A 23,591-nucleotide genomic window follows, 5' to 3' on the forward strand; every position below is an offset into this window, starting at 1 on the left:
GTCGCTGTGGGGCGCCAACCCGTTGCGTTCCGGGCCATGCGGCGGTCGGGCGTGTTTTCCGCGCCACAGCCGTTGGCAATTCGTAACATTCTGGGGACACCCCCGATTTTGTCCCGCCAATGCCACAATCGGAATGCTAAATGTGGCGCGTCCGAGATCGGGAACGCCTCACCCGATCCGGCTCTGCGGGAAGGGAGGCTTGGGTTTCCCCCATGGTCAAGAGCGGTCGCACGGTCCTGTCTCGCGTTTCGCCGCTTCGCACCCTGACGCGCGCCCTGCGCCGGTCCACCCGCCTTCCCCTGCCCTTCGCCGCAGCCCTGCTTCTGGGAACCGCCCCGCTGGCCGCCGCCCCCGCCACCCCGCCGGTGAGCGAGCAGGTTTTCACGGTTGGTTTCAGCAAGATCGCCGACGTCTATCTGGAAGCGGTCAGCTTTGACCGCCTGGGTGTTGATGGCTTGAAGGGGCTGACCGCCATCGATCCGGCGGTGCGGATCGAGCGCGCCAACACCACCGTACGCCTGTACGTGTCGGGCAATCTCGCCGCCGAATACGGCGCGCCGACCGCCGGGGATTCCAACGGCTGGGCCATCCTGACCACCCGGATCATCGACCGCGCCCGCCTCTACTCCCCCACCCTGGCCCAAGCGGCGCCAGAGCGGGTGTATCAGGTGGTGTTCGACGGCGTGGTCGCCAACCTCGACGGCTATTCCCGCTACACCAACGCCCAGCGCGCGACCAGCGAACGGGCGCAGCGCGAGGGCTATGGCGGCATCGGCGTGTCGCTGGACATCTACGCCGGGCGGGTGACGGTGCGCGACATCGTGCCCCGCAGCCCCGCCGACCGCGCGGGCCTGCGCGACGGCGACCAACTGTTCGCCATCGACAACGAATTGATCGCCCGCATGGGCGAAACCGACATGCGCGACCGGTTGCGCGGCCCCACCGGCACCCAGGTGACGGTCACGGTCGCCCGCGACGGGGCCACGCCGCGCCGGGTGGCCATGCGCCGCGAACGGGTGGTCCCGAACACGGTCAGCGTCTCCGTCACCGATCACGTCGGGTTGATCAAGCTGGAGCGCTTCAACGCCACGACCGCGTCCAACCTGCGCGACAGCGTCGCGGCGATCCGCCAAGGGAACAGCGGGCGCGGCCTGCGCGGCCTTGTCCTTGACCTGCGCGGCAATCCCGGCGGGCTGCTCGATCAGGCGGTGTCCGTCGCCGACCTGTTCATCCGCCGTGGCCGCATCCTGTCCACCGAGGGCCGCCACCCGGACAGCCGCCAGCGCTTCGACGCCACCCCCGACGACATCGCCGATGGCTTGCCGATGGTGGTTCTGGTCGATGGCCGCACCGCGTCGTCGGCCGAGGTGGTCGCCGCCGCCCTGCAGGACACCGGCCGCGCCGTGGTGGTGGGGGCGTCGTCCTATGGCAAGGGCAGCGTCCAGACCGTGACGCGCCTGCCCAACGACGGCGAATTGTTCCTGACCTGGAGCCGCATCTACACACCCGCCGGCTACACCCTGCACCGCCAGGGCGTGCAGCCCAGCGTGTGCACCAGCCGCCCCGGCCAGAGCGATCCGGCCGCCCTGTTGACCGATCTGCGCGACGGTCGCAACCGTCTGACCCAGATCATCAATTGGCGACTCAAGGCGGCGGATGACGAGCAGGCGCTGGCCCGGCTGCGCGAATCCTGCCCGTGGAAAGAGCACGAGCCGGATTTGGATCTGAAAGTTGCCAAGCGCCTGTTGGGCGAATCGACGCTGTACCAGCGCGCGGCGGCTCTTTCCTTCGTCAACACCGTGGCGGAACGCTGAAGACCGGGACTTGCGGGACCTGCGTGTTTCGTCTTGGCTGTTTGCGTCCTTCTCTCTTGACTTCGTGGCGTCAGACGCTATCTTCCGCCGCTACGACGCCACCCCCGCCGGGCTGGCGGGCACGGATTTTATGTCGGGATCGAGATCATGGCCAAGCAGAACACCGTCCTCATCAAGCTGCTGAGCACGGCTGACACCGGTTTCTTCTACGTGAAGAAGAAGAACCCCAAGAAGACCACCGAGAAGCTGTCGTTCCGCAAGTACGACCCGGTGGTGCGCAAGCACGTCGAGTTCAAGGAAGCCAAGATCAAGTAAGGCTTTCCCGACTTCAGACACACGAAAGGCCGCCCTCTGGGCGGCCTTTTCGTTTTGCGGATGCCCACCCATCCATCCCCGCCGGAGGGATCCGCATGACCCTTGTCATCCGCGACGAGTCGCCCACCGGTCACGAGTCCGTGGCCACCGTCACCGCCTTTCGCGCCTCCTCAGGCGGACAGGCCCCAGCACCGATGCGCCCGGCCCGTTGGATCCGTCTTTGTCCGACCCGCCAGGCGACCGCCTGAACCGCCGCTGCGATCCGACACCGCGATCCGGCAAAGAAAAACCCCGCCGCTCCGGGTTGGGGCGGCGGGGTTCTCGTCACGCGCTGTTGCAAGCGGGGATCAGGCCAAGGCGGGCGATCACTCCGGCGTCGCCGCCTCGCCGTCGGTCTCGGGCGTGCCCATCATCGCGTCGGCGACCAGACCGGCGTTCGCGCGGATCTTGCCCTCGATCGTGTCGGCCATCTCCGGGTTGTTGCGCAGGAAATTCTTGGCGTTCTCACGCCCCTGCCCGATCCGGGTGCCTTCGTAGCTGAACCACGCGCCCGACTTGTCGACGACACCGGCCTGGATGCCCAGATCCAGCAGTTCGCCGACCTTCGACACGCCTTCGCCATACATGATGTCGAACTCGACCACGCGGAAGGGCGGGGCCATCTTGTTCTTGACCACCTTGACGCGGGTCTGGTTGCCGACCACCGTCTCGCGGTCCTTGATCGCGCCAATGCGGCGGATGTCCAGACGGACCGAGGCGTAGAACTTGAGCGCGTTGCCGCCGGTCGTCGTTTCCGGGTTGCCGAACATGACGCCGATCTTCAACCGGATCTGGTTGATGAAGATGACCAGGCAGTTCGACTTGGCGATCGAGCCGGTCAGCTTGCGCAGCGCCTGGCTCATCAGGCGGGCGTGCAGGCCGACGTGGCTGTCGCCCATCTCGCCTTCCAGTTCGGCGCGCGGAACCAGCGCGGCCACCGAATCCACGACCAGCACGTCGATGGCCCCGGAGCGCACCAGCGTGTCGGCGATTTCCAGCGCCTGTTCCCCGGCGTCCGGCTGCGAAATCAGCAGCTCGTCGATGTTCACGCCCAGCTTGCGGGCGTAGGTGGGATCGAGCGCGTGTTCGGCGTCCACGAACGCGCAGGTGCCGCCGCCCTTCTGGGCCTGGGCGATGGCGTGCAGCGCCAGCGTGGTCTTGCCCGAGCTTTCCGGCCCGTAGATTTCAATGATGCGGCCACGCGGCAAGCCACCGATGCCCAGCGCGATGTCGAGGCCGAGCGAGCCGGTGGACACCACCTCCGCCTCGACCAGATGCTCCCGGGCACCGAGCTTCATGATCGAACCCTTGCCAAAGGCGCGTTCAATCTGGCTCAGGGCGGCATCAAGCGCCTTTTGCTTGTCCATGGTGTCCTTCTCGACCAAACGAAGCTGTGCGGACGACATGCCCGATCCTCCCTCTTAGACCATACGGTCGGAGCGCTTGCAACGAGGGAGAGTGTACGCTTTTCGTTCCGGTTTGCAAGAACCGATGTTGCTGCGATGTTCTCATTCGTGCAACCCCATCCAACGACTCACCTTCCCTCGCGGATCACCTCCTTCACCTTGCCGGCAAGCTGCTTCAACGAGAAGGGTTTGGGCAGGAAATGGGCGATCTCCACCCCGTCGATCTCGCCCAGCCGGTCTTCGGCGTAGCCGGAAATGAAGATCACCCGCAGGTCGGGCCGCAGGCGGCGGACGTGGCGGGCCAGCGTCGGCCCGTCCATCTGCGGCATCACCACATCGGTGATGAGCAGATCGATCCCCGCCGCGTCGTTTTCGATCTGCAGCAAGGCCGCCTCGCCGTTCTTGGCCTCCAGCACCTGATAGCCCTTGTTGCGCAGGGCGCGGGCGGAGAACACCCGCACAGCGTCCTCATCCTCCACCAACAGGATGGTCCCGGACCCGGTCAGGTCGCGGCCCAGCCGCTCACGCGGCTCCGCCGACTCAGCGGGGCGCAGTTCACCCCTATGGCGGGGCAGCAGGATGGTGAAGGTCGTCCCCTCGCCCACCGCCGAATCGACGAACACAAAGCCACCGGTCTGGCGCACGATGCCATAGACGGTGGACAGCCCCAGGCCAGTTCCGGACCCGACCTCCTTCGTCGTGTAAAAGGGTTCGAAGATGCGTTGCAAATTCTCCCGCGCAATGCCGCATCCGGTGTCAATCACCTCCAGACACACATATTCCCCCGCCGGAATCGTCTCATGCTCGCGCCGTTCGGGCCGGGCGGCGGTGTGGTTCGACGTGACCACCGTCAACCGCCCGCCGCCGGTCATCGCGTCGCGGGCGTTGACCACCAGATTGATGATGACCTGCTCCAACTGGTTCTGATCGACCTTCACCAATCCCAGATCACGACCATGGACGATCTTCAACTCAATGGTTTCACCAATCAGACGGCGCAGAAGATTCGCCAGTTCGGCCAACACGTCGGTGACGGCGATGACGCGCGGCTGCAAGGTCTGTTGGCGCGAGAAGGCCAGAAGCTGCCGCACCAGATTGGCCGCGCGGTTGGCGTTCTGCTTGATCTGCATGATGTCGCTGAACGACTGGTCGCCCGGCTTGTGGCGCAGCAGCAGCAGATCACAAAAGCCGATCATCGCCGTCAGCAGATTGTTGAAATCGTGGGCCACGCCGCCCGCCAACTGGCCGACCGCCTGCATTTTCTGCGATTGGGCAAACTGGGCCTCCAGGCTTTTGCGTTCGGTCAGATCAATGAAATGCAGGATCAACCCGGTTCCGGCCATCCGCCGGGCGTAGAGTTGGGCGGTCAGCTCCCGCCTGCCCGACAGTCGAACCTCCAGCACCGCCGCCGCGTCCTCCTCCTGCACCGCGCGCAGTTGGGTCGACACGCGATCCCGCTCCGTTGGAACGATCAACGCCGCCATTGGTCGGCCAAGTACACTTCCGGTGTCGCTGCCGAGCAGGCTCAAAAAGGCGTGGTTGCATTCGGACAAGCGCCCATCCCCATCCAACAGGGCGATGCCAATGGGAGCGTCTTCGAAGAAGCGCTGGAAGCGCTGTTCGGAGCGGTGCAGCGCCTCCTGCCATTCCCGTTCGGGGGTGAGATCGCGCACCACGGATCGGGTGTGCACACGCTTCCCATCATCGGACACCACGACGCTGTGGGTGACAGAGGCCTGAAAGAACCGCCCACCCGGCCCCACCATCCGCAATTCGCCGCGCTGGTCGGCCCCACCGCTGTCCAACAGATCGTAAGGTGTCCCCCCAACCGGTGGCGTCGACAGAATGTCGTGCAGTCGGTGCCTGCCATCGGTCAGATCGGTGGGCGCACAGCCCAGCCAATCCGCCAGGGTGCCGTTGACGAACAGGAAATGCCCCTCCTGATCGACGGAGAAGAAGCCGACCGGTGCATGCTCCATGAAGTCGACCAGCTTCGCCTGCTCGCGCCGCATGACCTGTTCCAGTTCACGCCGGGCGGTGATGTCCTCCACCCGCCAATGGACAGCACGGGGAAATCCGACCACCGGCTGGCCCTGAATCCGCCGCCATTCCGGTGCCCCCCCGTCCTTGGCCATCACAGGCAATTCAACGGCGGCGGTCAATCCGGCCTGCACCCGGTCAATCAGGCGTCGAAACTCCAGAGCGCTTTCGGGATCACCGGAAAATTGGCGTTCCAACGCATCAAGCGGTGCTTCCCCCGCCCGCCAGCCGGACAGAGCCGCAAAAGCGCTGTTGGCAAACACCGGTCCGTCACCGCCATCGCACAGCACTTGGCCCGCAGGCAAACCTTCCAACGCCCCGCCGAGCAGCACCCCCAACCGGGCAGAGCGCCGCGACACCAGCACCGCCCGACCGATCAGCAGGGCCATTCCGGCGGCAACGGTGCAGGCCCCCAACCACTCGACCGGAGTGAGATCCAGCAGGATGCCCACCACAAGAACCAGCAACCCCAGCGGAGCCAAACCGAAACACAACGCACCGTTGGCCAGCGCGCCCGTGGGCCGAAGCGCCCGCCCGGCGTCCAACACCACCGCCGGACCAGGATCAACCATCTTCCCCACATCCACCCCACGACGCGCGCGCGTCAGTTCTTCATTGATTTGCCTTTGAGTTTAAACACATAGGTGATGACTTCGGCCACCGCGCGATAATGTTCGGACGGCACTTCCTCGTCCACGTCGCAGGCGGCGTAGAGCGCGCGGGCCAAAGGCGGGTTTTCCACCACCGGCACCTTGTTCGATTCGGCGATTTCGCGAATCTTGAAGGCCACCTGATCCACACCTTTGGCCAGCACCATCGGTGCGCCCATCTGACCGGGATCGTATTTCAAGGCGACCGCAAAGTGGGTCGGGTTCGTCACCACCACATCGGCGCTGGGCACGGCCGCCATCATGCGCTTGCGCGCGCGCTCAAAGCGGATTTGCCGGATCCGGCCCTTCACATGCGGATCGCCTTCCTGCTGCTTGTGCTCGTCCTTCACCTCCTGCTTGGTCATCTTCATGTTCTTGTCGAACTGCATCTTCTGCCAGATGAAATCGCCCCCGGCGATGAAGGTCAGAACAACCAGAACACCGATCAGCAGACGATAGGCCAGCGCGTCCACCTGCTTGATGAGCGCCCCCATGTCGATGCCGATGAAATTCTCGATCCCCCGGAACATCGGCTGAAGCGCCATGTAGGACACGATCCCCACCACCGCCAGCTTGGCGACGCTCTTCAACAGCTCAACCCCCTGGTTGCCGAGCTTGAACATGTTCATCAAGCCGGTGACGGGGTTGAGCTTCTCAAATTTCGGCGAAATCAGCTCCCACGACACATGGAAGCCGGTTTGCCCGATGGTGGACATCACACCGGCAAAGACAAACAGCAGGATCGGCAACCACAAGGCCCAGATCGAATCCATCATCACCCGGAACAGCAGCGCCCCCACGCCCGCCCGGTCCATCGGAAGCTGATCCATGTTCTCAAAATAAAAATTGAGCCGGATGACCATCCCCTTGAGCGTACCCGGCAGAATCGAAACCAGCACAATCAGCATGGCCGCAACCATCAGCCAGTTGGCAACCTCGCGCGTCATCGCGTAGTTGCCCTGTTTGTGCGCTTCGTCGAGCTTTTTCTGCGTAGGGTCTTCTGTTTTTGAGGACTCGTCCGCGTCTTCCGACACCGGAAACTCCTATGGCTGCGAACGGAGGGTCAGAAGGGTTTGAGGAACTCGACGAAGGTCGCTTCGAACCGGCTGAGCCAGAACATCATCATCGCCGCCAACGTCAACGCAAACATAAACAGCCCCAACAACACCTGGATCGAGGTGAAAAGCTGAAACACCTGGACCTGCGGAGCCAACTTGTTCAGCAACCCCAGCGCCAACGCGAACATCAAACCGGTGATGAGGAAAGGCGCCGCCATCTGCACGCCCAGCAGGAAGGTCTTGGACACCAGTTGCCCGATGACGTTGGCCATGTCGTCGATCGGGATCGGCGCGCCCGGCACAAAGGTGGCATAGCTGTCCACCACCGCCATGATGAGCAGATGGTGCATGTCGGTGATGAACAGCAGCAGCAAGCCCAGCCACCCCATCAACGCGCCGGGCAAGGAACCGGAGGTCGCCATCGCGGGATTGAAGATCTGGGCGTTTGACAAACCGGTTTCCAGGGCAACGATGGTTCCGGCCACCTCCAGCACCCCCATCAACAGCCGCCCGACGGAGCCGAGGAAGATGCCCACCGTCATTTCACCCACAATCAACACGGTCAGTTGAAAGATGTTGCCCGGCATCGGCGGCAATTGAGGCCGCAGGACCGGAGCCACCACCACGCTGACCGCGAGCGCCAGCAGCAACCGGGTGCGCGCCGACACGAACGCATCGCCCACGGTCGGCATCACGCTGAAAGCCGTTCCGACCCGGACAAACACAATCATCCAGACAAAAACCTGCTCACCCAGCAGGGTTTGCAGAACATTCATTGAGCGGTCGGGGCAGCACCCGGATTGACACCGCTGCCGGGGGTGAAGGGAGCGCCGCCGTTCTGCGTTGCCCCAACACCAATCGCAACGATGCGGTCGGCGACCTCATGCTGAAAAAAGGACGTCAGTTCGCTCAACATGAAGGGCATCAGCAGGATCGACAAACCGAAGACCAGCATGACCTTCGGAACCATCGCCAACGTCTGCTCGCTGATTTGCGTCACCGCCTGAAACACCGAAATCACGGTGCCAAGCACCATCATGATGATCAGAATCGGACCACAGACAATCACCAGCGTGATGATCGACGTGCGGCAAATCTCGATGACTTCGGTTTCGTTCATGACACGGTCTGACGCGTTTGGGCCGAACGGGCAGATTGCCGTCACATCGGCATGCGCAGAATTTCCTGATAGGCACTCAGCACCTTGTCACGCACCGCCGTAACGGTTTGCAGGGTCACTTCGGCGTTGGTCACGGCCTGGACCACATCGTTGAGATCGGCCTTGCCCACCGCCGAGAGCGCCGACAGATCTTCGCTTTTGCGCATGGTCCCGATGGTCTGCTTGGCGGCCTGCTCCAGCACGTCACCAAAGGATGGGCCGGTCGCGGCCCCCTCGCCGGGGTTGACCGCGCGGGCGGCGGTGTTGGCATAAGCCGCAGCGGCGTTGACGGGATTGATCATGGCGGGACGTCCGTAAAGAAGCTGACGGTTTGGGCGGAAGGGTTAGCCTGTCATCAACCGCGCAGGATGTCGATGGTGCGGGTCAACATCTGCCGCGCGGTGTCGATGGCCGACAGGTTGGCTTCATAGCTGCGCTGGGCCTCGCGCATGTCCATCGCCTCCACCACCGAATTGACGTTGGGCAGCAGGACATAGCCATCCGCGTCCGCCGATGGGTGGGACGGGTCGAATCGGCGCTGAAACTCTTTTTTGTCCACATCAATCTTGCCGACCTTGACCTTGTCGACGTCCATCTGGCGATCCAGGACGTTCTGAAAGGTCACGACCTTGCGGCGGTAGGGCAGATCGCCCGGCGTTTCCGCCGTTGTGTTGGCGTTGGCGAGGTTTTCCGAGATGACCTTCAAGCGCGTGCCTTGCGCCTTCATGCCCGACGCCGAGACCGCCATCGACTTGTAGAGATCCATAACACCACCTCCCTCATCCCAACCGGCCAAGACCACGCGTCAGACAGACAACCAATCAACCGCCCGAGCGGATCGACGACTTGATCATCGCAACCTGCTTTTTGTACAGGTTGGTGATGGTTTGGTAGTCCATCGAATTTTCGCTCATCCGCATCATCTGGTCTTCCAACACCACATTGTTGCCGTTGGGCGCGGTTTCAAACGGATCGCGAATGCGCTGCTCCTTGGCGGTCCCACCCGATCCGGCCGTTCCGGGCAGATGGGAAGCGCTGGTCGCGGTGGGGGCCAAGCGCCGGTTGTCGCTCAGGGCGTCACGAAAGGTGAAGGGCTTCAGATCCTTGCCCTTGTAATCAGGGGTGTCGGCGTTGGCGATGTTCTGCGAGATGACTTCCTGACGCTGGGTCAGCCAGTCCATCTTGCGCGACATCAGCTTGAAGAGGCCGATATTTCCCAGATCCATGGCCCACGTCCTGCCCATGCCCGAACCGATGCGCCAAGCCATCCACCCGCAACGGGACAGACGCCAGACCACCATAGAATGCTCGTCTTTCGGCCTTAATGAAAGATGAATCCAGCGGTGAGGAACCGCCCGCACCAACCGACGCAAAAGGATCACAGACGGTCATGCGCTGTGGGGTCTTGGTGACTTTACACTTCGTTAAGCCTGACAGTCCAGGATGCAAGGGTCCCTCCGCCGCTCCCCCACCGTCTGATCCGGCAGGAAACCGCGTGCCCGCGCCCCCCCGCACCCCCGCCCGCCCGCCCACCAAGCCCGCCGCGAAGCGTCCGGTTGCGGTGGCGTTGAAGTACGAGCGGGGCACCCAATCGCTGCCGCGCATCGTCGCCACCGGCAAGGGAACGGTGGCCGAACAGATCCTGGAACTGGCTTTTGCCAACGGGGTTAAGGTGCGCGAGGACGCCGATCTGGTGGAAATCCTGTCGGTGATGGAGGTCGACAGCGACATTCCGGTCGAGGCCATCGCGGCGGTGGCGGAAATCCTCGCGTATGTTTACCGTGCCAACGGCACCATCCCGACGGATCCGCCCGACGAATCCGGGGATGATGCAACCGACAACAGCCACGGCCCACAGGGATGACCGGCGTTCCGCCCGCCGCCGACAGCGGCCCTGATCTGGATTTGCCCCAGGCGCTTGCCCGCCTGACCGCCGACCTTGCCCACGCGCAGCGGTGGGCGGAGGATGGTGACGCCATTGACCTGTCCGGGCTGGAGACGCGGGTCTCCAATCTCTGCGCCACCATCCTCGCCCGCCCACGCGAAACCGTCCGCACGCTGTTGGAACCGCTGGCGGAACTTGTCGCCGCGCTGGATCCGTTGGTCGCCGCCATCAACGCCCAGCACACCCGTTTCCGCGACACCATCGCCACGGACGGGCGCAGCGACCCGCACACCGCCCGCCACCGCGCCGCCGCCGCCTATGGCCGGGGGCCGACCCGGCAGCCGAGCACCCTGCCCGACGACAGCACGGGCAACGACAGCACGGGCCACGACAGCACGGCCTTCCCTCTTGCGCCCGACGAGCCGACCTGACCCATGGACCTTGATCAATACATCCGCTTCGTCGTTGCCCTTCTCTTCGTCATCGCATTGATCGTCGCGGTGGCGTGGCTGATGCGGCGGATCGGGCTGGGCGGCGTCGCCACCGGTGCCGTCCGTCACCGCCGCCTGAGCGTGGTGGAGGTGATGGCGATCGACGCCAAACGCCGCCTTGTGCTGATCCGCAAGGACGACCGGGAGCATTTGATCCTGTTGAGCAGCTCCGGCGATCAAGTGGTGGAGAGCACAGCGGCCCAGGATTTCCACGCCGCTCTGCACGCCCATCACAGCGGCGAGTCTCACAGCGCCGCACACCTGGAAACCGGGAACGCGGCGGGCGAACGGAAGGACACCCACACGTCATGAGACCGGCCGTTTCCCTGTCGCGCGGCCCGCTGGTCGCCGCCCTGATCCTGGCCGTTGCCTGCGGCCTTGCGGTTGGCCTGTCCGCCGGGCCAGCGCTGGCGCAAAGCATGACCTTTGATCTGGGCGACGCGGGCGGGACCGCGACCGGGCGCATCGTTCAGATGATCGCGCTCATCACGGTGCTGTCGCTCGCCCCGTCGATCCTCATCATGATGACCGCCTTCACCCGGATCGTCATCGTGCTGTCGTTCCTGCGCTCCGCCCTTGGCGTGCAGCAGGTGCCGCCGACCACGGTGATGATGTCGCTGGCGATGTTCCTGACCTTCTTCGTCATGGCACCGGTGTTCGAGCGTTGTTACACCCAGGGCATCCAGCCGCTCATCAACCAGGAGATCGACGAGGTGGAGGCGTTCAAACGCACCGCCGCCCCCTTGCGCGATTTCATGCTGCACCACACCGGGGAAAAGGACCTGCGCCTGTTTCTGGACATGGCGCGGATTCAGACCGTGCAACAACCATCCGACACTCCGTTGCACGTTCTGGTCCCCGCCTTCATGATTTCAGAGATCAAGCGCGGATTCGAGATCGGGTTTCTGCTGTTCCTGCCCTTCCTGATCATCGACATGGTGGTGTCATCGATCCTGATGTCGATGGGCATGATGATGCTGCCGCCGACCATGGTGGCGATTCCGTTCAAGATCATCTTCTTCGTGCTGGTGGACGGCTGGTATCTGATCGCCGGATCGCTGGCGCGCAGCTTCGGCACCTTGTAGGGCGCGCACTTCGTCGCAGCCCGCGCGCGGGAGGACGGCGTTGCAAGGCGACGCTGGCATCACGCGGCGGAAACGCGTATGACGGGAATCGTGGCCCCGCTTTGCCCGGTGGGCCGCGCCGGTGCCGGTCTTCCCGCTTGAGGCTTCGCTGTCCCACTCACGGACCACACTCCACGCATGTCAGACACAACATTGAAAGCCGCCCAGACCGATCACGGCAAGCTGGCGGCGCTCACGCTCGGTGCGCTTGGCGTCGTGTACGGCGACATCGGCACCAGCCCGCTCTACACCCTGCGCGAATGCTTCGGCGGTGAACACGCGTTGCCGCTGACCCCCACCAACGTCATGGGCATCATGTCCCTGGTGTTCTGGGCGCTGGTCATCGTCGTCACCGTCAAATACGTGCTGTTCGTGATGCGGGCGGACAACAAGGGCGAGGGCGGCATCCTGTCCCTGCTGGCGCTGGCCACCCACGCCTCGCAATCCGCCAGCGGCGGATCGTCGGGGGCGGTGTCCACCGGCAAGCTGACGCTGCTGACGGCGTTGGGGCTGTGCGGGGCCTCGCTGTTCTACGGCGACGGCATGATCACCCCGGCCATGTCGGTGCTGTCGGCGGTGGAGGGGTTGGAGGTGGCCGAACCGGCGCTGGAATCGGTGGTGGTTCCGGTGACGGTCGTCATCCTGATCCTGCTGTTCGCCATCCAAAGCCACGGCACCTCGCGGGTGGGCGCGCTGTTCGGCCCGATCATGATCACCTGGTTCCTGACCATCGGCGGCTTGGGGCTGATCCAGGTCGCGCAGCAACCGGGCGTGCTGGCGGCGTTTGATCCGCGCTACGCCATCGCGTTTTTCCAGACCAACGGCTGGATCGGCTTCCTGGTGCTGGGGGCCGTGGTGCTGGCCGTGACCGGCGGCGAAGCACTCTACGCCGACATGGGCCATTTCGGGCGCTTCCCCATCCAACTGGCGTGGCTGGGGGTGGTGCTGCCCGCCCTGCTGCTGAATTACCTGGGGCAATGCGCGTTGCTGCTGAGCGACCCGACCGCCGTGCGCAGCCCCTTCTATCTGCTCGCCCCGGAATGGGGCCTGTACCCGCTGATCGCCCTGTCCACCATGGCCACCGTCATCGCCAGCCAGGCGGTGATCTCCGGCGTTTTCTCGCTGACCCGTCAGGCGGTGCAGTTGGGCCTGTGCCCGCGCCTGCACATCCGCCACACCTCCAGCGAGGAGGAGGGGCAGATTTACATCCCCCGCGCCAATTGGGGCCTGTTGATCGCCATCATCGGGCTGGTCGTGGTGTTCCAATCGTCCAGCCGGCTGGCATCGGCCTATGGCATCGCCGTGACCGGCGACATGATCATCACCACCATGCTGGCCCTGGTGGTGGCGCACCGCCGTTGGAACTGGCCGGTTCCGGTCTGTCTGGCCCTGGGGGCCGGGTTCCTGGCGGTCGATCTCTCCTTCTTCGCCGCCAACGCGGTGAAGATCCCGCATGGCGGCTGGGTCCCGCTGGTCATCGCCGCGATCACCGTGGGCCTGATGGCGACGTGGCGGCGCGGCCGCGCGGTGTTGAGCCGCCGTCTGGCCGAAGAATCCCTGCCGCTCGACGCCTTCATCCGCCGTCAGGCCAAATCGACCGACATCCACCGGGTGAAGGGAACGGCGGTCTTCATGACCTCCAGTTCCAACACCGTGCCGATCGCCCTGCTGCACAATCTGAAGCACAATCAGGTGCTGCACGAGCGGGTGGTCTTCGTCACCGTGCTGGTGGACGACGTGCCGCGCGTGCCCGCCAAGGACCGCGTGCTGGTGGAAGGGCTGGCGGAGGGCTTCTACCGCATCACCGTGCGCTACGGCTTCTCGCAGGAACCGAACATCCCGAAGGCGTTGCGTCTGTGCAAAGCGTTCGGGTTGGAATTCGACGTGATGGCGACCTCCTTCTTCCTGGGTCGCGAGACGCTGATTCCGCAGATGAATTCGCAAATGGCGCTGTGGCGGGAAAAGCTGTTCGTGCTGATGGCCCGCACCTCGGTCAGCGCGACCGACTTCTTCAAGCTGCCGCCCAACCGGGTGGTGGAGCTGGGAACGCAGGTGCAACTGTAGCCGGTTCGCCGGTCCGGTCGCCGTGGGGGACGGCCACGCGTCGTCCCCCGACGGCAACCACGGTCCTCAACTCGTCGGCTTGGCGGGTGCCTTGCCCCGGTAGTTCTTCAGGAATTTCTGGAACAGCTCGACCTCGGCCACGCGGGACCGGATGGTGCTGACGTCAACCAGCCCCAGCGCCTGTTCGGGCCGGGTCAGCACGCGGAAGGCGTCCTCGTTCGGGCCGCCCTTCATCGCCGCTTCGAAATCCTTGCGCAGCAGGTTGAGGCCGGTCCCATCCCCGGCCAGCGCCAGCGCCACCGCCCGGTTGAGCACCAGTTGCGACACGGCGGGATCCAGCGCCTTGCCCGGCAGTGGCGGCGGGCCGATGATCTTGTTGAGCGCCAGCGCCGCCGCTTCCCATTTCTGGCCACGCCACGCGATGTCAACGCGCAGCAGGTTGGCGTTGGCACCGTCGTCGTCGGCCAGCAACAGCAGGGCATCATCGCCCTTGTTCAGTTCGGACAGCGCTTTGGCCTGCATCAACCGCCGTTCCGCCGCCAGATCGGCGGGGATGCCGGGAACGTTCGACATCTCCAGCGCCTGAAGCGCCTGTTCCGGCTTGTTGTCGAGCAGGCGGACCGACGCCAGACGGGTGCCGATCCGTGCCTTGTCCAACCCTGACAGGCGGAACTCCACCTGATGTTGCAACAGGTCGGCGGCGCGGTTCAGCAGATCGATGGAAATCAGCCGTTCGGCCAGTTGCCGGATGATCTCGTCGCCCGCCTCGCCCACCGGGGTCAGCTCGCGGAACTGGTCGTAGAGCTTCAGCGCCTCCAACGTCGGCAGGCGGGCAGCCCCATCCTTGTACAGATCGGCGAAAATGCGCGACATGTCCTTGGTGATGGCCTCGGCGCGCGGGGTATCGGCGACCAGAGCCGCCGTTTCCTTCATCGTGTTGAAGCCTTCGGGGTATTTGCCGCCGGCAATCAGCACCTCGCCCATCCGGGAGCGGATCTGCATTTCCAGATCGTCGCCCCGCCAGGTGAAGGTCAGACCGGCCAACTGCTCCGCCGCCGCCGTGGCCGACATCTTGCCTTCGGCCAAATCCAGGTTGGTCAACGCCAACCCGGCCTTGGCGTGGTAAAGTCGGTCATAGCTGTCGAACGCCGCCTTCAACTGCTCGCGCGCGCGGTCGGTCTCACCGGTGCGGGCGTAATAGAGACCGCGCAGATATTGCAGATCGGGCCGGTCTTCCGAATCCGGGCCACCGCGCTCGATGATCCGGTCGAGAATGCGTTTGGCGTTGTTGGTGTCGCCGGTTTCCAGCGCCGCTTCCGCCGCCCGCAAACCCAGCTTGCCGATCATCGGATCGGGGTAGGAGCTGAGGATCGCCGACGCCGCCTTGAACCCGTTGATCGCCGTCGGCCAATCACGTTTGTCCGCCGCAATGGCGGACCGCCACAGCGCCGCTTCCGGGTTGGTGGCAAGGCTGGGGACGGTGAGGTCGGCCTCCGCCCCGGCCAGATCACCGGTCAGCACCCGCGCGGCCCCGCGCAGGGCGCGAAATTCCGGCCACCCTTCCAAATCCGGTTGATTCTGCTGAAGCACGTCGAGCATCCCCAACGTCTCCTGCCCGAAACCGTTGGCGAAATAGAACCGGGCCAGATCAAGCTGCGCCTTCGCCCGTTCCGATTCCGGGGCGTTGACCACGGCCAGCTGCAGGTCCTGCCGCGCCTCCGTGTAATGATCCAAATCGCCATGCTTCCAGGCGGGCAGATTGAACAGGCGACGCCCCTGGAGCGGGGCGGTCTTCGGACCGTCCATCGCCAACCCCGCCGGGGGGCCGGGCGGGGCCGCCATCTGGGCGGGGACCGGCTGGGGGGCCGCCGGTTGGCTGGGCGATGAGGCCGCCTGAGCGATGGCCGGGTTGCCCGCATCGGCGGCGGGCGACATGTGCAGCCCCCCCGCCGAGGTCACTTCCACCCCCTCTTTGACCGGGCGCACCGTCACATTGTCGGAGATCGGGCGGATGACCACCCCCTGGAAGGACGGCATCACCTCCAGATCGGGATAACGGCGCGACTCGGCCACCGCCAAGCCGGGACTGGGCAAGGGGATCACCTGGACCCGGTCGCCGACATCCGGGTCGGACAGTTGCACCACCGTCGCCGCGTCGGGCGCACGGACCAGCAGGCGCGCGCCCAGCAGGAAATCAGGCTCGGCGTCGATCCGCAAATCATTGACGCTCGACATGTTGGGCGGACGGCCAGAGGACGCGATGGTCCAGGTGGTCCCCTTGCGCTCCACCGCTGGCCACACCATCGGGCCGATCTTGGTGCGGAAGGCGCTGCCGCCGGTGGCCGGAACCGGTTCGACGTTGCCCATCAGCTCCGCGCCCGGCCCGGTGACTTTGCCCGCCCCGATCGGCATCGGACGGTCGAAGACGATGTAAAGCTGCCCCGCGCGCGGATAGACGGCGATGGAGGACGGCCCCCCGGTCTCAAAGGTCAACACCGGGCCTTTCGGCCCCGGCGGCGGGGTGGGTTTGGCCTCCGCCCCAGCCGCGTCGGGCGCTGGTTTCACCTCGGCCGATGCGGCAGTGGGTGCGGCGGCGGGGGTGGTCGGAGCCGGTGCCGTCGCCGCCGGGGTGGTCGGGGCCTGAGTTGGCGTTGCGGGTTTGGCGGCAGCGGGCGGTGTGGCGGGCGCGGGCGGCGTGGCCCCGGGCTTGGCGGTGCTGTCCGCGCCCTTGCGCGTTCCGGCGTTCATCACGTCCAGCGTGACCGTCTTGCCGTTCTTGCTCTCCTTGATCTCCGCATCCTGCGGCGCGGCAAAGGTCACAGCCAGCGCCCCGTTCGGCTGACGGAAGGATTCCAGATTTCGGACGTTCCGCAGGGTCGCCCGCGCCGCCTGGGCCAGATCGGGCGTGCCCCCCTTGTCGAACGTCAGCGTCACCGCCGCGCCGTCGCGCGTCATCGTGTAATCGACCGGCCCCGGCCATTCAAAGGTCACACGGGTGGCGTCGGGTTGATCGGCGGCGCGCACCGCCACCCGCCCGGCTTGCGGCACCGGCTTGTCCGCCGCCGGTGCGGGGGAACCGGGTGATGCGGCGGGCGTTGCGGGTGCCGGTGCGGTCGCCGCCGGAGCCAGATCAATGGCCACGGAGGATTTGCCGCTGCGGAAGCTCTTCAGCGTGACCGGGCGCTTCAGATCAAAGGAAACGGTTTTGCCATCGCTCTCCACCCGCCCCGCCGACAGGTAGTCGGGCAAGGCGGCCACCGCCCGGTCCAGCGGGGCGTCGATGGGTTGGGTGAAGGCAATGACCAGTCGGTTGCCGTCGATGCGCGCGGTGAAATCGACCGAAGAGGGCCAATCAAACACCATCCGCCCGAAATCCGGATGGGCGGAGGCGCGCACCGGCACGGTGGCCGCGCGCAGCGACACCGACGGGGCCGCCATCAGCGCCACCGCCGCCACCACGCCGCACAGCCTGCGCCGCCGACCTGTTCCCAACCGCCCCGTCACCTCAATCCGCCCCTTCCTCGCGCACCACAATGTCCACCCGTATCCGACCGGCCGCGTTCACCGGCGTGACCACGGCAGCCGTCACCCCTGGGACCACCGGCCCCGGCCTGGGCGACTCCTCCACCGCCATCACCGCACGGGCCACCAACTCGCGCCGATAGCCGGTTTCGCGCAGCGCGGCCGACACCGCCACCGCGCGGGTCAAGGCCCGCTCCCACGCCGCACCACCGGTTGGATCCTCGCGTTCGGCGTGGCCGACCACCTCGATCCGGTTGCCGATGCGCCCGACCACAGCGCCCAACAGAAAGATGATGCGTCGGCCATCGTTGGTGAAGGCCGCCCCCGTCGGATCGAACATACGATCCCCCGGCAGGCCGATCACCACCCGGTCATCTTCCCCCCGCACCTCCACCCCCGCCAACTCGGCGTTGGCGGCGGTCTGGCCGCGCAGCAGAGCGCCCAGATAATTCACATCCACCGCCGCCGCGCGCGGTTCCACCGCCTGGGCGTTGAAGGCCGCGCGCGGGTCGGCGGGCCGGTCCGACGGCGTGGTGGCGGTGGACCGCGCGGCGGGGATCGTCTCCGCCAAGCCACGGGCCAACCGGGTCCAGCGCTGCGACTCCGGCTCGCTCATCGAATACATCAGAACGAAGAAGGCAAGCAGCAAGGAAATCAGGTCGGTGAAGCTGATGAGCCACATCGTCTTGCGATGGCCGCCCGGATCATGGCCACCCCCACCCTGCCCCGGTTGACCGCGCCCTGGAATGCGGATCATCGCCGCTCCCCCCGCCCAACGGCGCGACGCGGCGACGGCTCGTCGGCCAACCGCAAGGTGAAGAGCAGCCGCACCCCGCCCGGCACGCCGCGTTCGATGCCAATCGTCACCGCGCGGGTGGGTGCGCCATCACCAATCAACGCGCGCGCCAGCGCTCCGGCGCGCGCGACCGGCCCCGGGGCCTGGCTGGGGCCAGCGGTGGGGCCGATACCCAGCAGGGCTTCCAGTTCCAGCCGCTCGCCCTGGCGCGAGTCCCGCAACGCGTCCACCACCCGGTCCAACAGCCCTTGGCGGTCAGGCCGCAACGCCACCGAATCGGGCAGGAACAGATCGTCGGCGGGCAGCCGGACCTCCAGCAGGCGGCCCGGTGTCACCATCTCCACCTGGGCCACGGCGATGGCGGTGGCGAACAGGCTGCCCACGCCGTCCAACCGCTGCACGGCAAACACCGTGCCCGCGCGGGAGGCGACCACATCGGTGCCATCGCGCAGGCGCGGGTCGATCACGAAATTGGGAAAGCTTTTTTCCAGCGAGGCCGCCGCCGCCTTCACCTTTTGCACCGTCTGCACCGACTGGGCGTTCAGAACGATGAAAAACACCAGCAGCAACAGGAACAACGACAACAACAGAACGATCGTGCCGTTGTTCGGGTTGTGCGGCACGACCGCCCGGACCGTGCGCGTAGCGGCTGAACCGGACGCGCCGGGGCTGGGTTTGTCGGCCAGCATAACGTCAATCGAAACTCGCCAGCAGGCGGTCGATCTCGTCCTGGTCCATGGCGTTGCCGGGCATCTGCGGCCCGTGGAGAAGCTGCTTGTCGGCTTCCTCCTCGCTCATCGGAACCACCGGCGGCGGGGCGTTCGCCGCGTCCTCCGCCGCCAGCTTGGCCAAGCGGGGGGCGTGGTTCTTGCGGACCTCGCTGCCGAAGGCGGCGACGATCATGTCGACCTTGCTCTCGATGTGCTTGAGCGTGCGGACCACCTTGGTGATGCGCTGGCCGGTGATGTCCTGGAAGTTGCAGGCCTCAAAGATCTTGGTGATCTGGTCGTTCAGCTTGGCGCTGGTGTCGGCGTCCGTCGTTCCGGCCACTGCGCTGATGGCGTCGCAGGCGTCGAAAATGGCGAAGGTCGCCTTTTCGGTCGCCCCGACCACGGCGTCCAACTCGTCCGTGGCGCTGCGGATGTGTTCGTCCCGGATCTCTTCGGGCTGGAGGGACGCCAGTTCCTGCTTGGCGTTCTCGATGTATTTCGCGAGATCGACGACCTCCTTGTACAGGCGCAGGTCGGTCGCGGAAATGTCGCCGTCCATGCTGCCCAGGATCGACCGGACGATCTCCGTCACCTCGTCGCGCGAGAGGGGTTGAGCGGCCTCGGCAAAGGCGACATCAAGGCGCTGTCTCAGGAGCTTCTGCTCCGTCACGGAGGATTGGGCGGAAAAGGTCATGGGCGTGTCCGGCGAGAGGGCGTTGCGACGGCGATCACCGTGTCGGAAACCGTACCCCTGACCGCCCTTTGCCCCACGGGCGACCGGAACCATCCGCGTTCCAGCCGCAACGCGGCGCTCACTGCCGTCAAGGATCCGTTCAAGCTGTCTTAACCTAAATTGGGAGGGTTAAGAGCCAGTAAAGAAACGCTCGGTCGGCCAACCGATGCCGGTCAACGCATCAGAGAACCGCAACCGAAACGGGCACTCCCAACAGAAAGGCGACCAACGCCAGCGCGGTCAGGGCGCAGGCCTTTTCCGCTGGCGACCATCGGTCCCAGTCGCGGCGGAAGCTGCGCAATCCCGACGACACCATTCCTGGTGCCGGTTGACCGACCGAAGTCTGATCTGATGAAGCATGGGTGGCCATCGCCCCCTCCCCCTGCGCGTCTCTGGTTTTGATGGTACGGCAAATTGCACGCGGCGGATCCTGTGGAATCACGCGGATTCCAGCCCCCCGCATCCTTTCCGCCACATGATGCAGAATTGCATCACCTTCCCCACACGCGTTCGCGCTCCCACATAACCGAAGCGGGCATGACCGCAACCGCAACGGGGATAGGGGCATGGGCATCAAGGTCGGCGTGGCGTTGGGCAGTGGCGCGGCGCGCGGCTGGGCGCACATCGGCGTCCTGCGCGCGTTGCAGGAGATGGGCGTGAAGCCGGACATCCTGTGCGGCACCTCCATCGGCGCGGCGGTGGGGGCAGCGCACCTCACCGACCAGTTGGACGCGCTTCAGGACTGGGCGCAGCGCATGGGCTGGTTGGGGATGCTGGGGATCATCGACCTCACCTTTCGCCGGGGCGGGCTGGTCGCGGTGGAAAAGGCGATCGACCCCTTTCTGAACGAACGCACCGATGTGCGGATCGAGGATCTGCCGATTCCCTTCGCCGCCGCCGCCACCGATCTGTCCACCGGGCGGGAGGTGTGGTTGCGCGACGGTCCCCTGCTGCCCGCCGTTCTCGCCTCCGCCGCCATGCCCGGCCTGTTCCCCGCCGTGCCGCGCGATGGGCAATGGTTGGTCGATGGCGCTCTGGTCAATCCGGTTCCGGTGTCGTTGTGCCGGGCGTTGGGGGCGGACGTGGTCATCGCCGTCAACCTGAACAGCGAACGCACGTGGCTTGGCCGTCGGCCAGAGGGCAAAGCGTCCCCCGCCAGCAGCGTGGCGGAGGCGCTGCCACCCGCCATCACGCAACTGACCGATCAGGTCGCCGGATGGCTGGGGCGCAAGCCCAACCAGCGCACCCGCTTTCTGGCCGAACAGCTTGATCAGTCGCACGGCCCAACCCCCAACGCGCTGGAGGTGATGGCCGGGTCCATCGACATCATGCAGGACCGGATCACCCGGTCGCGTCTGGCCGGGGAACCGCCCGACGCGCTGATCGCGCCGCGCCTCGGGCACATCGGCATTCTGGACTTCGACCGGGCTGCCGAAGCGGTGGAGCTTGGCCGGGCCGCCACGCTGCTGCTGCGCCCCCACATCGAGCAGGCGCTCGCCGGGGCGTGAGGGTGCCCGCCGTCAGCGGGCGGGCCACATCCAGGTCAGTTCATGCTTGTTCTGGCTGAGATGCAGCACACGCCCGCCCGGGATGGCGGCAAAGGCACGCGCGGTCTCATGGTCGGTCGCCGCCTGGAATTTCAGGGTGCAGATGAAGCGTTTGGCAAGACCGCTGTCCATCCAGTCCCGCACCAGCCGCAACAGCCGGGTCGGGTAACAGATCACGTCGCAGCACAGCCAATCGACCGGACCGACATCCTGCGGCTTCAGGCCAAAGGCGCTTTCCTGGCGAATCTCGACGCGCGGCAAGCGGGCGATGGCGGGATCGAGCGGGGCCTTGTCCACGCTGACCACCGACGCCCCCAACTCGTGCAGCACCCAGGTCCACCCCCCCGGACAGGCCCCCAGATCCAGGCAGCGGTCGCCCGGCCCCGGCTGCTCCCCGAACAGGGTCAACGCCTCCCACAGCTTCAGATAAGCGCGGTTGGGCGGCGCGGTGCGGTTTTCGATGAAGGGGATTTCACCGTGACGGTAGGGGCTGGAGCAGCGCGCCGCCGCCACGATGGTCGATTCGTCCAGCAGCGTCCAGGACCCCAGGGGAGCCGTCGGCAACGCGGATGGAAACTCCACCGGCTTGGACGAGACGTGCGGCAGATTTTCTTGAATCAGCGAGGCGCGGCGGTGGTGCCGCTGCGACCACAGCGCCCAATTGCGTTGAATCCCGCGCAACGCCTTTGCTCCGCCCTTGATCGACGGGATTTCAATTTTCACCGGGTCGAACCAGATGTTTTGCGCCCAGGCGGCGGGCCGGGCCGGGCCATCGGCAAAGACCAGACGGCCATCGACCTGCGCAACATCGCCCAACTCGGCAACCAGATCATCAACGAAGCCGTCGGCGGCCAGATAGATGGTCTGCCCCAGCGGAATCGGGGCGGGAGCGGTGGCGGGGGCGTCGGTGAGGTCGTTCATTCCCACGGGCTACCGCCGAGCGCGCCGGAATGCAAGAGCGGGAACGAACGAGCGCTCAGGAAAGCGCGTCCCCCACCCTTTGCCGCCGCCTGCGGCGAAGCGACGCGCACGCTTGATTGTGAGAGCCATTCGCATTTGTTTGGTTGACAACGATTCGCACTCTCACTACATCTGAGGCCAGCCACGCGACAGCGACGCCAACCGCCCGCCGACCACCCGTCGGCCGATTGACGCCACTCCGATTGACGCCGAGGATCCGATGTACGTTTGCATCTGCAACGCGCTGAACGAACGGAAGGTCCAAGCCTCGTTGGACAATGGGGCCACCACCCCGGCGGCGGTGTTCCGCCAGCACGGTTGTCAGGTCCAGTGCGGCAAATGCGTTCCCACCCTGCGGGCGATGACCGCCGAACACCGCGCCACCTGCGCCCGCCGCCGCGCCCAGCCGGACCGCAACGCCCAACCGGCCTACAGCGTCGCGGCGGAATAACCTGCGGGATCGGCTGTGCTGTGACGCGGCATGACGTTTGGCTGCGGCAAAAAACACAGCGCCCTATGAAATAGGTTGGATTGACCAGCCTGCCCGCTTGGTGCACAAAAGCTTAAAGAAAAAACAACCACCGTGACATCATCACGGGGTATCAAGGGGCCGAACCGGATCAACCGGTCGAAGAGGAAACGCACTCAAAACCAAGAACAATCCCTTGCGACACCGGGCTATGGCTGTCCTGTTCGGGTTCTCCCGAATGGGATTTGGTCGGCCCGGTCTGCTTTTTTGAGCGCACGGATCTTCCCGAACAGGGTCGTACACCCGACATGGAAGAGCAAAGCAAAACGCGGCGTGGAATCACACCCGCCGTTCAGCCTTCCTTGCGCTGCGGATCACCCGACCACAGGCGATCCATCCGAAAAGCATCGACAGGGGAGCGACAGGAGAGGACCAACGGGTATGAACCAACAAGAACGAGACGCGTTCGACAGCCGCGCGCGCGTCCAACTCACCACCATCACCAACCAGATGAACGATCTGCGAACCACCGTCGAACGTTTCGACGGCAGGAGCCGCGACATCACCGGGCGCGAACCGCTGGAGCGTGCCCTGGACAGTCTGCGCGGGCTGCGCAACCGCGCCGCCGCCCGCATCGAAGCCGCGCATCAGGCCGATGACGACGCGTGGCCAACCGCCCGCGCCCACGCGGAACGGGCACTGCGCGAGGCGCAAGGCGTCCTGGACGACATGAGCGCCCGCCTGCACGCGCAGGCCGCGTAACCACGCCCGCCCTTCCACCACGATCCGAAACCAACACGGGGCGGAAC

General features: G+C 65.6%; 24 protein-coding genes. 11 read left to right on the forward strand and 13 right to left on the reverse strand.

Annotated elements, in window-relative coordinates; all coding sequences use genetic code 11:
* Positions 1–212 precede the first annotated feature (212 nt).
* The 3 genes from EJ903_RS00255 to EJ903_RS26905 all read left to right on the forward strand — a co-directional run bounded on the left by EJ903_RS00255 (position 213) and on the right by EJ903_RS26905 (position 2,377).
* Positions 213–1,814 (forward strand): S41 family peptidase, encoded by a 1,602-nt coding sequence (locus tag EJ903_RS00255; RefSeq protein WP_126611031.1) that lies wholly within the window; start codon positions 213–215, stop codon positions 1,812–1,814.
* 147 nt (positions 1,815–1,961) lie between these two features.
* Complete coding sequence (gene rpmG, locus EJ903_RS00260) at positions 1,962–2,129, forward strand: 50S ribosomal protein L33 (protein ID WP_126611033.1); 168 nt, start codon at positions 1,962–1,964, stop codon at positions 2,127–2,129.
* Positions 2,130–2,224: 95 nt separating this feature from the next.
* Positions 2,225–2,377 (forward strand): hypothetical protein, encoded by a 153-nt coding sequence (locus tag EJ903_RS26905; protein ID WP_158627852.1) that lies wholly within the window; start codon positions 2,225–2,227, stop codon positions 2,375–2,377.
* 117 nt (positions 2,378–2,494) lie between these two features.
* On the opposite strand, the gene recA is transcribed toward EJ903_RS26905, so the two are convergent.
* From recA to flgB, 8 genes are all read right to left on the reverse strand, one after another.
* Positions 2,495–3,574, reverse strand: coding sequence for a recombinase RecA (gene recA, locus EJ903_RS00265; protein WP_126611035.1), 1,080 nt, complete (start codon positions 3,572–3,574; stop codon positions 2,495–2,497).
* A gap of 128 nt (positions 3,575–3,702) precedes the next feature.
* Entirely contained in the window at positions 3,703–6,186 is a 2,484-nt protein-coding gene (locus tag EJ903_RS00270) for a hybrid sensor histidine kinase/response regulator (RefSeq protein ID WP_126611037.1), read from the reverse strand.
* Between the two features lie 32 nt (positions 6,187–6,218).
* Entirely contained in the window at positions 6,219–7,298 is a 1,080-nt protein-coding gene (gene flhB / locus EJ903_RS00275; protein WP_126611039.1) for a flagellar biosynthesis protein FlhB, read from the reverse strand.
* A 29-nt stretch (positions 7,299–7,327) separates the two neighbouring features.
* Positions 7,328–8,053, reverse strand: coding sequence for a flagellar biosynthetic protein FliR (locus EJ903_RS00280; RefSeq protein ID WP_246015018.1), 726 nt, complete (start codon positions 8,051–8,053; stop codon positions 7,328–7,330).
* A 41-nt stretch (positions 8,054–8,094) separates the two neighbouring features.
* Positions 8,095–8,442: a flagellar biosynthetic protein FliQ gene (locus tag EJ903_RS00285; RefSeq protein WP_126611043.1), complete on the reverse strand. Its 348-nt coding sequence runs from the start codon at positions 8,440–8,442 to the stop codon at positions 8,095–8,097.
* Positions 8,443–8,483: 41 nt separating this feature from the next.
* Positions 8,484–8,783, reverse strand: a complete 300-nt coding sequence (gene fliE, locus EJ903_RS00290; RefSeq protein WP_126611045.1) for a flagellar hook-basal body complex protein FliE — start codon at positions 8,781–8,783, stop codon at positions 8,484–8,486.
* A 53-nt stretch (positions 8,784–8,836) separates the two neighbouring features.
* Positions 8,837–9,247 carry a flagellar basal body rod protein FlgC gene (gene flgC / locus EJ903_RS00295; RefSeq protein ID WP_126611047.1) on the reverse strand — a complete coding sequence of 137 codons (411 nt, stop codon included), beginning with the start codon at positions 9,245–9,247 and terminating at the stop codon, positions 8,837–8,839.
* Positions 9,248–9,302: 55 nt separating this feature from the next.
* Positions 9,303–9,707, reverse strand: coding sequence for a flagellar basal body rod protein FlgB (flgB, locus tag EJ903_RS00300; RefSeq protein WP_126611049.1), 405 nt, complete (start codon positions 9,705–9,707; stop codon positions 9,303–9,305).
* A gap of 269 nt (positions 9,708–9,976) precedes the next feature.
* Between flgB and EJ903_RS00305 the strand changes: the two genes are divergently transcribed.
* The 5 genes from EJ903_RS00305 (at position 9,977) to EJ903_RS00325 (ending at position 14,045) form a co-directional block, all read left to right on the forward strand.
* A complete protein-coding gene (locus EJ903_RS00305; protein WP_246015020.1) occupies positions 9,977–10,345 on the forward strand; it encodes an EscU/YscU/HrcU family type III secretion system export apparatus switch protein in 369 nt (122 codons plus the stop codon).
* Positions 10,342–10,797, forward strand: coding sequence for a hypothetical protein (locus EJ903_RS00310; protein ID WP_126611053.1), 456 nt, complete (start codon positions 10,342–10,344; stop codon positions 10,795–10,797). Before EJ903_RS00305 ends, EJ903_RS00310 begins: the two co-directional genes overlap by 4 nt.
* 3 nt (positions 10,798–10,800) lie before the next feature.
* The gene (locus tag EJ903_RS00315; protein ID WP_126611055.1) at positions 10,801–11,169 is read left to right on the forward strand and encodes a FliO/MopB family protein; all 369 of its coding nucleotides are present in this window, start codon (positions 10,801–10,803) and stop codon (positions 11,167–11,169) included.
* Entirely contained in the window at positions 11,166–11,942 is a 777-nt protein-coding gene (gene fliP / locus EJ903_RS00320; RefSeq protein ID WP_126611057.1) for a flagellar type III secretion system pore protein FliP, read from the forward strand. The genes EJ903_RS00315 and fliP overlap by 4 nt, the downstream gene beginning before the upstream one ends.
* Positions 11,943–12,119: 177 nt before the next feature.
* Positions 12,120–14,045 carry a potassium transporter Kup gene (locus EJ903_RS00325; RefSeq protein ID WP_126611059.1) on the forward strand — a complete coding sequence of 642 codons (1,926 nt, stop codon included), beginning with the start codon at positions 12,120–12,122 and terminating at the stop codon, positions 14,043–14,045.
* A 66-nt stretch (positions 14,046–14,111) separates the two neighbouring features.
* On the opposite strand, the gene EJ903_RS00330 is transcribed toward EJ903_RS00325, so the two are convergent.
* From EJ903_RS00330 to EJ903_RS00345, 4 genes are read right to left on the reverse strand one after another with little or no spacing between them, the layout of a single operon-like run.
* The gene (locus EJ903_RS00330) at positions 14,112–17,549 is read right to left on the reverse strand and encodes a tetratricopeptide repeat protein (protein WP_246015022.1); all 3,438 of its coding nucleotides are present in this window, start codon (positions 17,547–17,549) and stop codon (positions 14,112–14,114) included.
* Between the two features lies 1 nt (position 17,550).
* Positions 17,551–18,324, reverse strand: coding sequence for an OmpA/MotB family protein (locus EJ903_RS00335; protein WP_126611061.1), 774 nt, complete (start codon positions 18,322–18,324; stop codon positions 17,551–17,553).
* Positions 18,321–19,052: a hypothetical protein gene (locus EJ903_RS00340; RefSeq protein WP_246015024.1), complete on the reverse strand. Its 732-nt coding sequence runs from the start codon at positions 19,050–19,052 to the stop codon at positions 18,321–18,323. The genes EJ903_RS00335 and EJ903_RS00340 overlap by 4 nt, the downstream gene beginning before the upstream one ends.
* 4 nt (positions 19,053–19,056) lie before the next feature.
* Positions 19,057–19,767 carry a protein phosphatase CheZ gene (locus EJ903_RS00345; protein WP_126611063.1) on the reverse strand — a complete coding sequence of 237 codons (711 nt, stop codon included), beginning with the start codon at positions 19,765–19,767 and terminating at the stop codon, positions 19,057–19,059.
* Positions 19,768–20,372: 605 nt separating this feature from the next.
* Between EJ903_RS00345 and EJ903_RS00350 the strand changes: the two genes are divergently transcribed.
* Positions 20,373–21,314, forward strand: a complete 942-nt coding sequence (locus EJ903_RS00350; protein ID WP_126611065.1) for a patatin-like phospholipase family protein — start codon at positions 20,373–20,375, stop codon at positions 21,312–21,314.
* A 12-nt stretch (positions 21,315–21,326) separates the two neighbouring features.
* On the opposite strand, the gene EJ903_RS00355 is transcribed toward EJ903_RS00350, so the two are convergent.
* Entirely contained in the window at positions 21,327–22,274 is a 948-nt protein-coding gene (locus tag EJ903_RS00355) for an SAM-dependent methyltransferase (protein ID WP_126611067.1), read from the reverse strand.
* Positions 22,275–22,533: 259 nt separating this feature from the next.
* Between EJ903_RS00355 and EJ903_RS00360 the strand changes: the two genes are divergently transcribed.
* Together EJ903_RS00360 and EJ903_RS00365 are read left to right on the forward strand one after the other, a co-directional pair.
* Positions 22,534–22,764, forward strand: coding sequence for a (2Fe-2S)-binding protein (locus tag EJ903_RS00360; protein ID WP_126611069.1), 231 nt, complete (start codon positions 22,534–22,536; stop codon positions 22,762–22,764).
* Between the two features lie 459 nt (positions 22,765–23,223).
* Positions 23,224–23,544: a hypothetical protein gene (locus EJ903_RS00365; protein ID WP_126611071.1), complete on the forward strand. Its 321-nt coding sequence runs from the start codon at positions 23,224–23,226 to the stop codon at positions 23,542–23,544.
* Positions 23,545–23,591 lie beyond the last annotated feature (47 nt).

The organism is Azospirillum griseum (assembly GCF_003966125.1).
GTDB classification, from domain to species: domain Bacteria; phylum Pseudomonadota; class Alphaproteobacteria; order Azospirillales; family Azospirillaceae; genus Azospirillum; species Azospirillum griseum.

Excerpts from the sequence above, each read along its gene's own strand:
- EJ903_RS00255 (WP_126611031.1), top strand. The coding sequence starts at position 213 with ATGGTCAAGAGCGGTCGCACGGTCCTGTCTCGCGTTTCGCCGCTTCGC.
- rpmG (WP_126611033.1), top strand. The coding sequence starts at position 1,962 with ATGGCCAAGCAGAACACCGTCCTCATCAAGCTGCTGAGCACGGCTGAC.
- EJ903_RS26905 (WP_158627852.1), top strand. The coding sequence starts at position 2,225 with ATGACCCTTGTCATCCGCGACGAGTCGCCCACCGGTCACGAGTCCGTG.
- recA (WP_126611035.1), bottom strand. The coding sequence starts at position 3,574 with ATGTCGTCCGCACAGCTTCGTTTGGTCGAGAAGGACACCATGGACAAG.
- EJ903_RS00270 (WP_126611037.1), bottom strand. The coding sequence starts at position 6,186 with ATGGTTGATCCTGGTCCGGCGGTGGTGTTGGACGCCGGGCGGGCGCTT.
- EJ903_RS00280 (WP_246015018.1), bottom strand. The coding sequence starts at position 8,053 with ATGATTGTGTTTGTCCGGGTCGGAACGGCTTTCAGCGTGATGCCGACC.
- EJ903_RS00285 (WP_126611043.1), bottom strand. The coding sequence starts at position 8,442 with ATGAACGAAACCGAAGTCATCGAGATTTGCCGCACGTCGATCATCACG.
- fliE (WP_126611045.1), bottom strand. The coding sequence starts at position 8,783 with ATGATCAATCCCGTCAACGCCGCTGCGGCTTATGCCAACACCGCCGCC.
- flgC (WP_126611047.1), bottom strand. The coding sequence starts at position 9,247 with ATGGATCTCTACAAGTCGATGGCGGTCTCGGCGTCGGGCATGAAGGCG.
- flgB (WP_126611049.1), bottom strand. The coding sequence starts at position 9,707 with ATGGATCTGGGAAATATCGGCCTCTTCAAGCTGATGTCGCGCAAGATG.
- EJ903_RS00310 (WP_126611053.1), top strand. The coding sequence starts at position 10,342 with ATGACCGGCGTTCCGCCCGCCGCCGACAGCGGCCCTGATCTGGATTTG.
- EJ903_RS00315 (WP_126611055.1), top strand. The coding sequence starts at position 10,801 with ATGGACCTTGATCAATACATCCGCTTCGTCGTTGCCCTTCTCTTCGTC.
- fliP (WP_126611057.1), top strand. The coding sequence starts at position 11,166 with ATGAGACCGGCCGTTTCCCTGTCGCGCGGCCCGCTGGTCGCCGCCCTG.
- EJ903_RS00325 (WP_126611059.1), top strand. The coding sequence starts at position 12,120 with ATGTCAGACACAACATTGAAAGCCGCCCAGACCGATCACGGCAAGCTG.
- EJ903_RS00335 (WP_126611061.1), bottom strand. The coding sequence starts at position 18,324 with ATGATCCGCATTCCAGGGCGCGGTCAACCGGGGCAGGGTGGGGGTGGC.
- EJ903_RS00340 (WP_246015024.1), bottom strand. The coding sequence starts at position 19,052 with ATGCTGGCCGACAAACCCAGCCCCGGCGCGTCCGGTTCAGCCGCTACG.
- EJ903_RS00345 (WP_126611063.1), bottom strand. The coding sequence starts at position 19,767 with ATGACCTTTTCCGCCCAATCCTCCGTGACGGAGCAGAAGCTCCTGAGA.
- EJ903_RS00350 (WP_126611065.1), top strand. The coding sequence starts at position 20,373 with ATGGGCATCAAGGTCGGCGTGGCGTTGGGCAGTGGCGCGGCGCGCGGC.
- EJ903_RS00355 (WP_126611067.1), bottom strand. The coding sequence starts at position 22,274 with ATGAACGACCTCACCGACGCCCCCGCCACCGCTCCCGCCCCGATTCCG.
- EJ903_RS00360 (WP_126611069.1), top strand. The coding sequence starts at position 22,534 with ATGTACGTTTGCATCTGCAACGCGCTGAACGAACGGAAGGTCCAAGCC.
- EJ903_RS00365 (WP_126611071.1), top strand. The coding sequence starts at position 23,224 with ATGAACCAACAAGAACGAGACGCGTTCGACAGCCGCGCGCGCGTCCAA.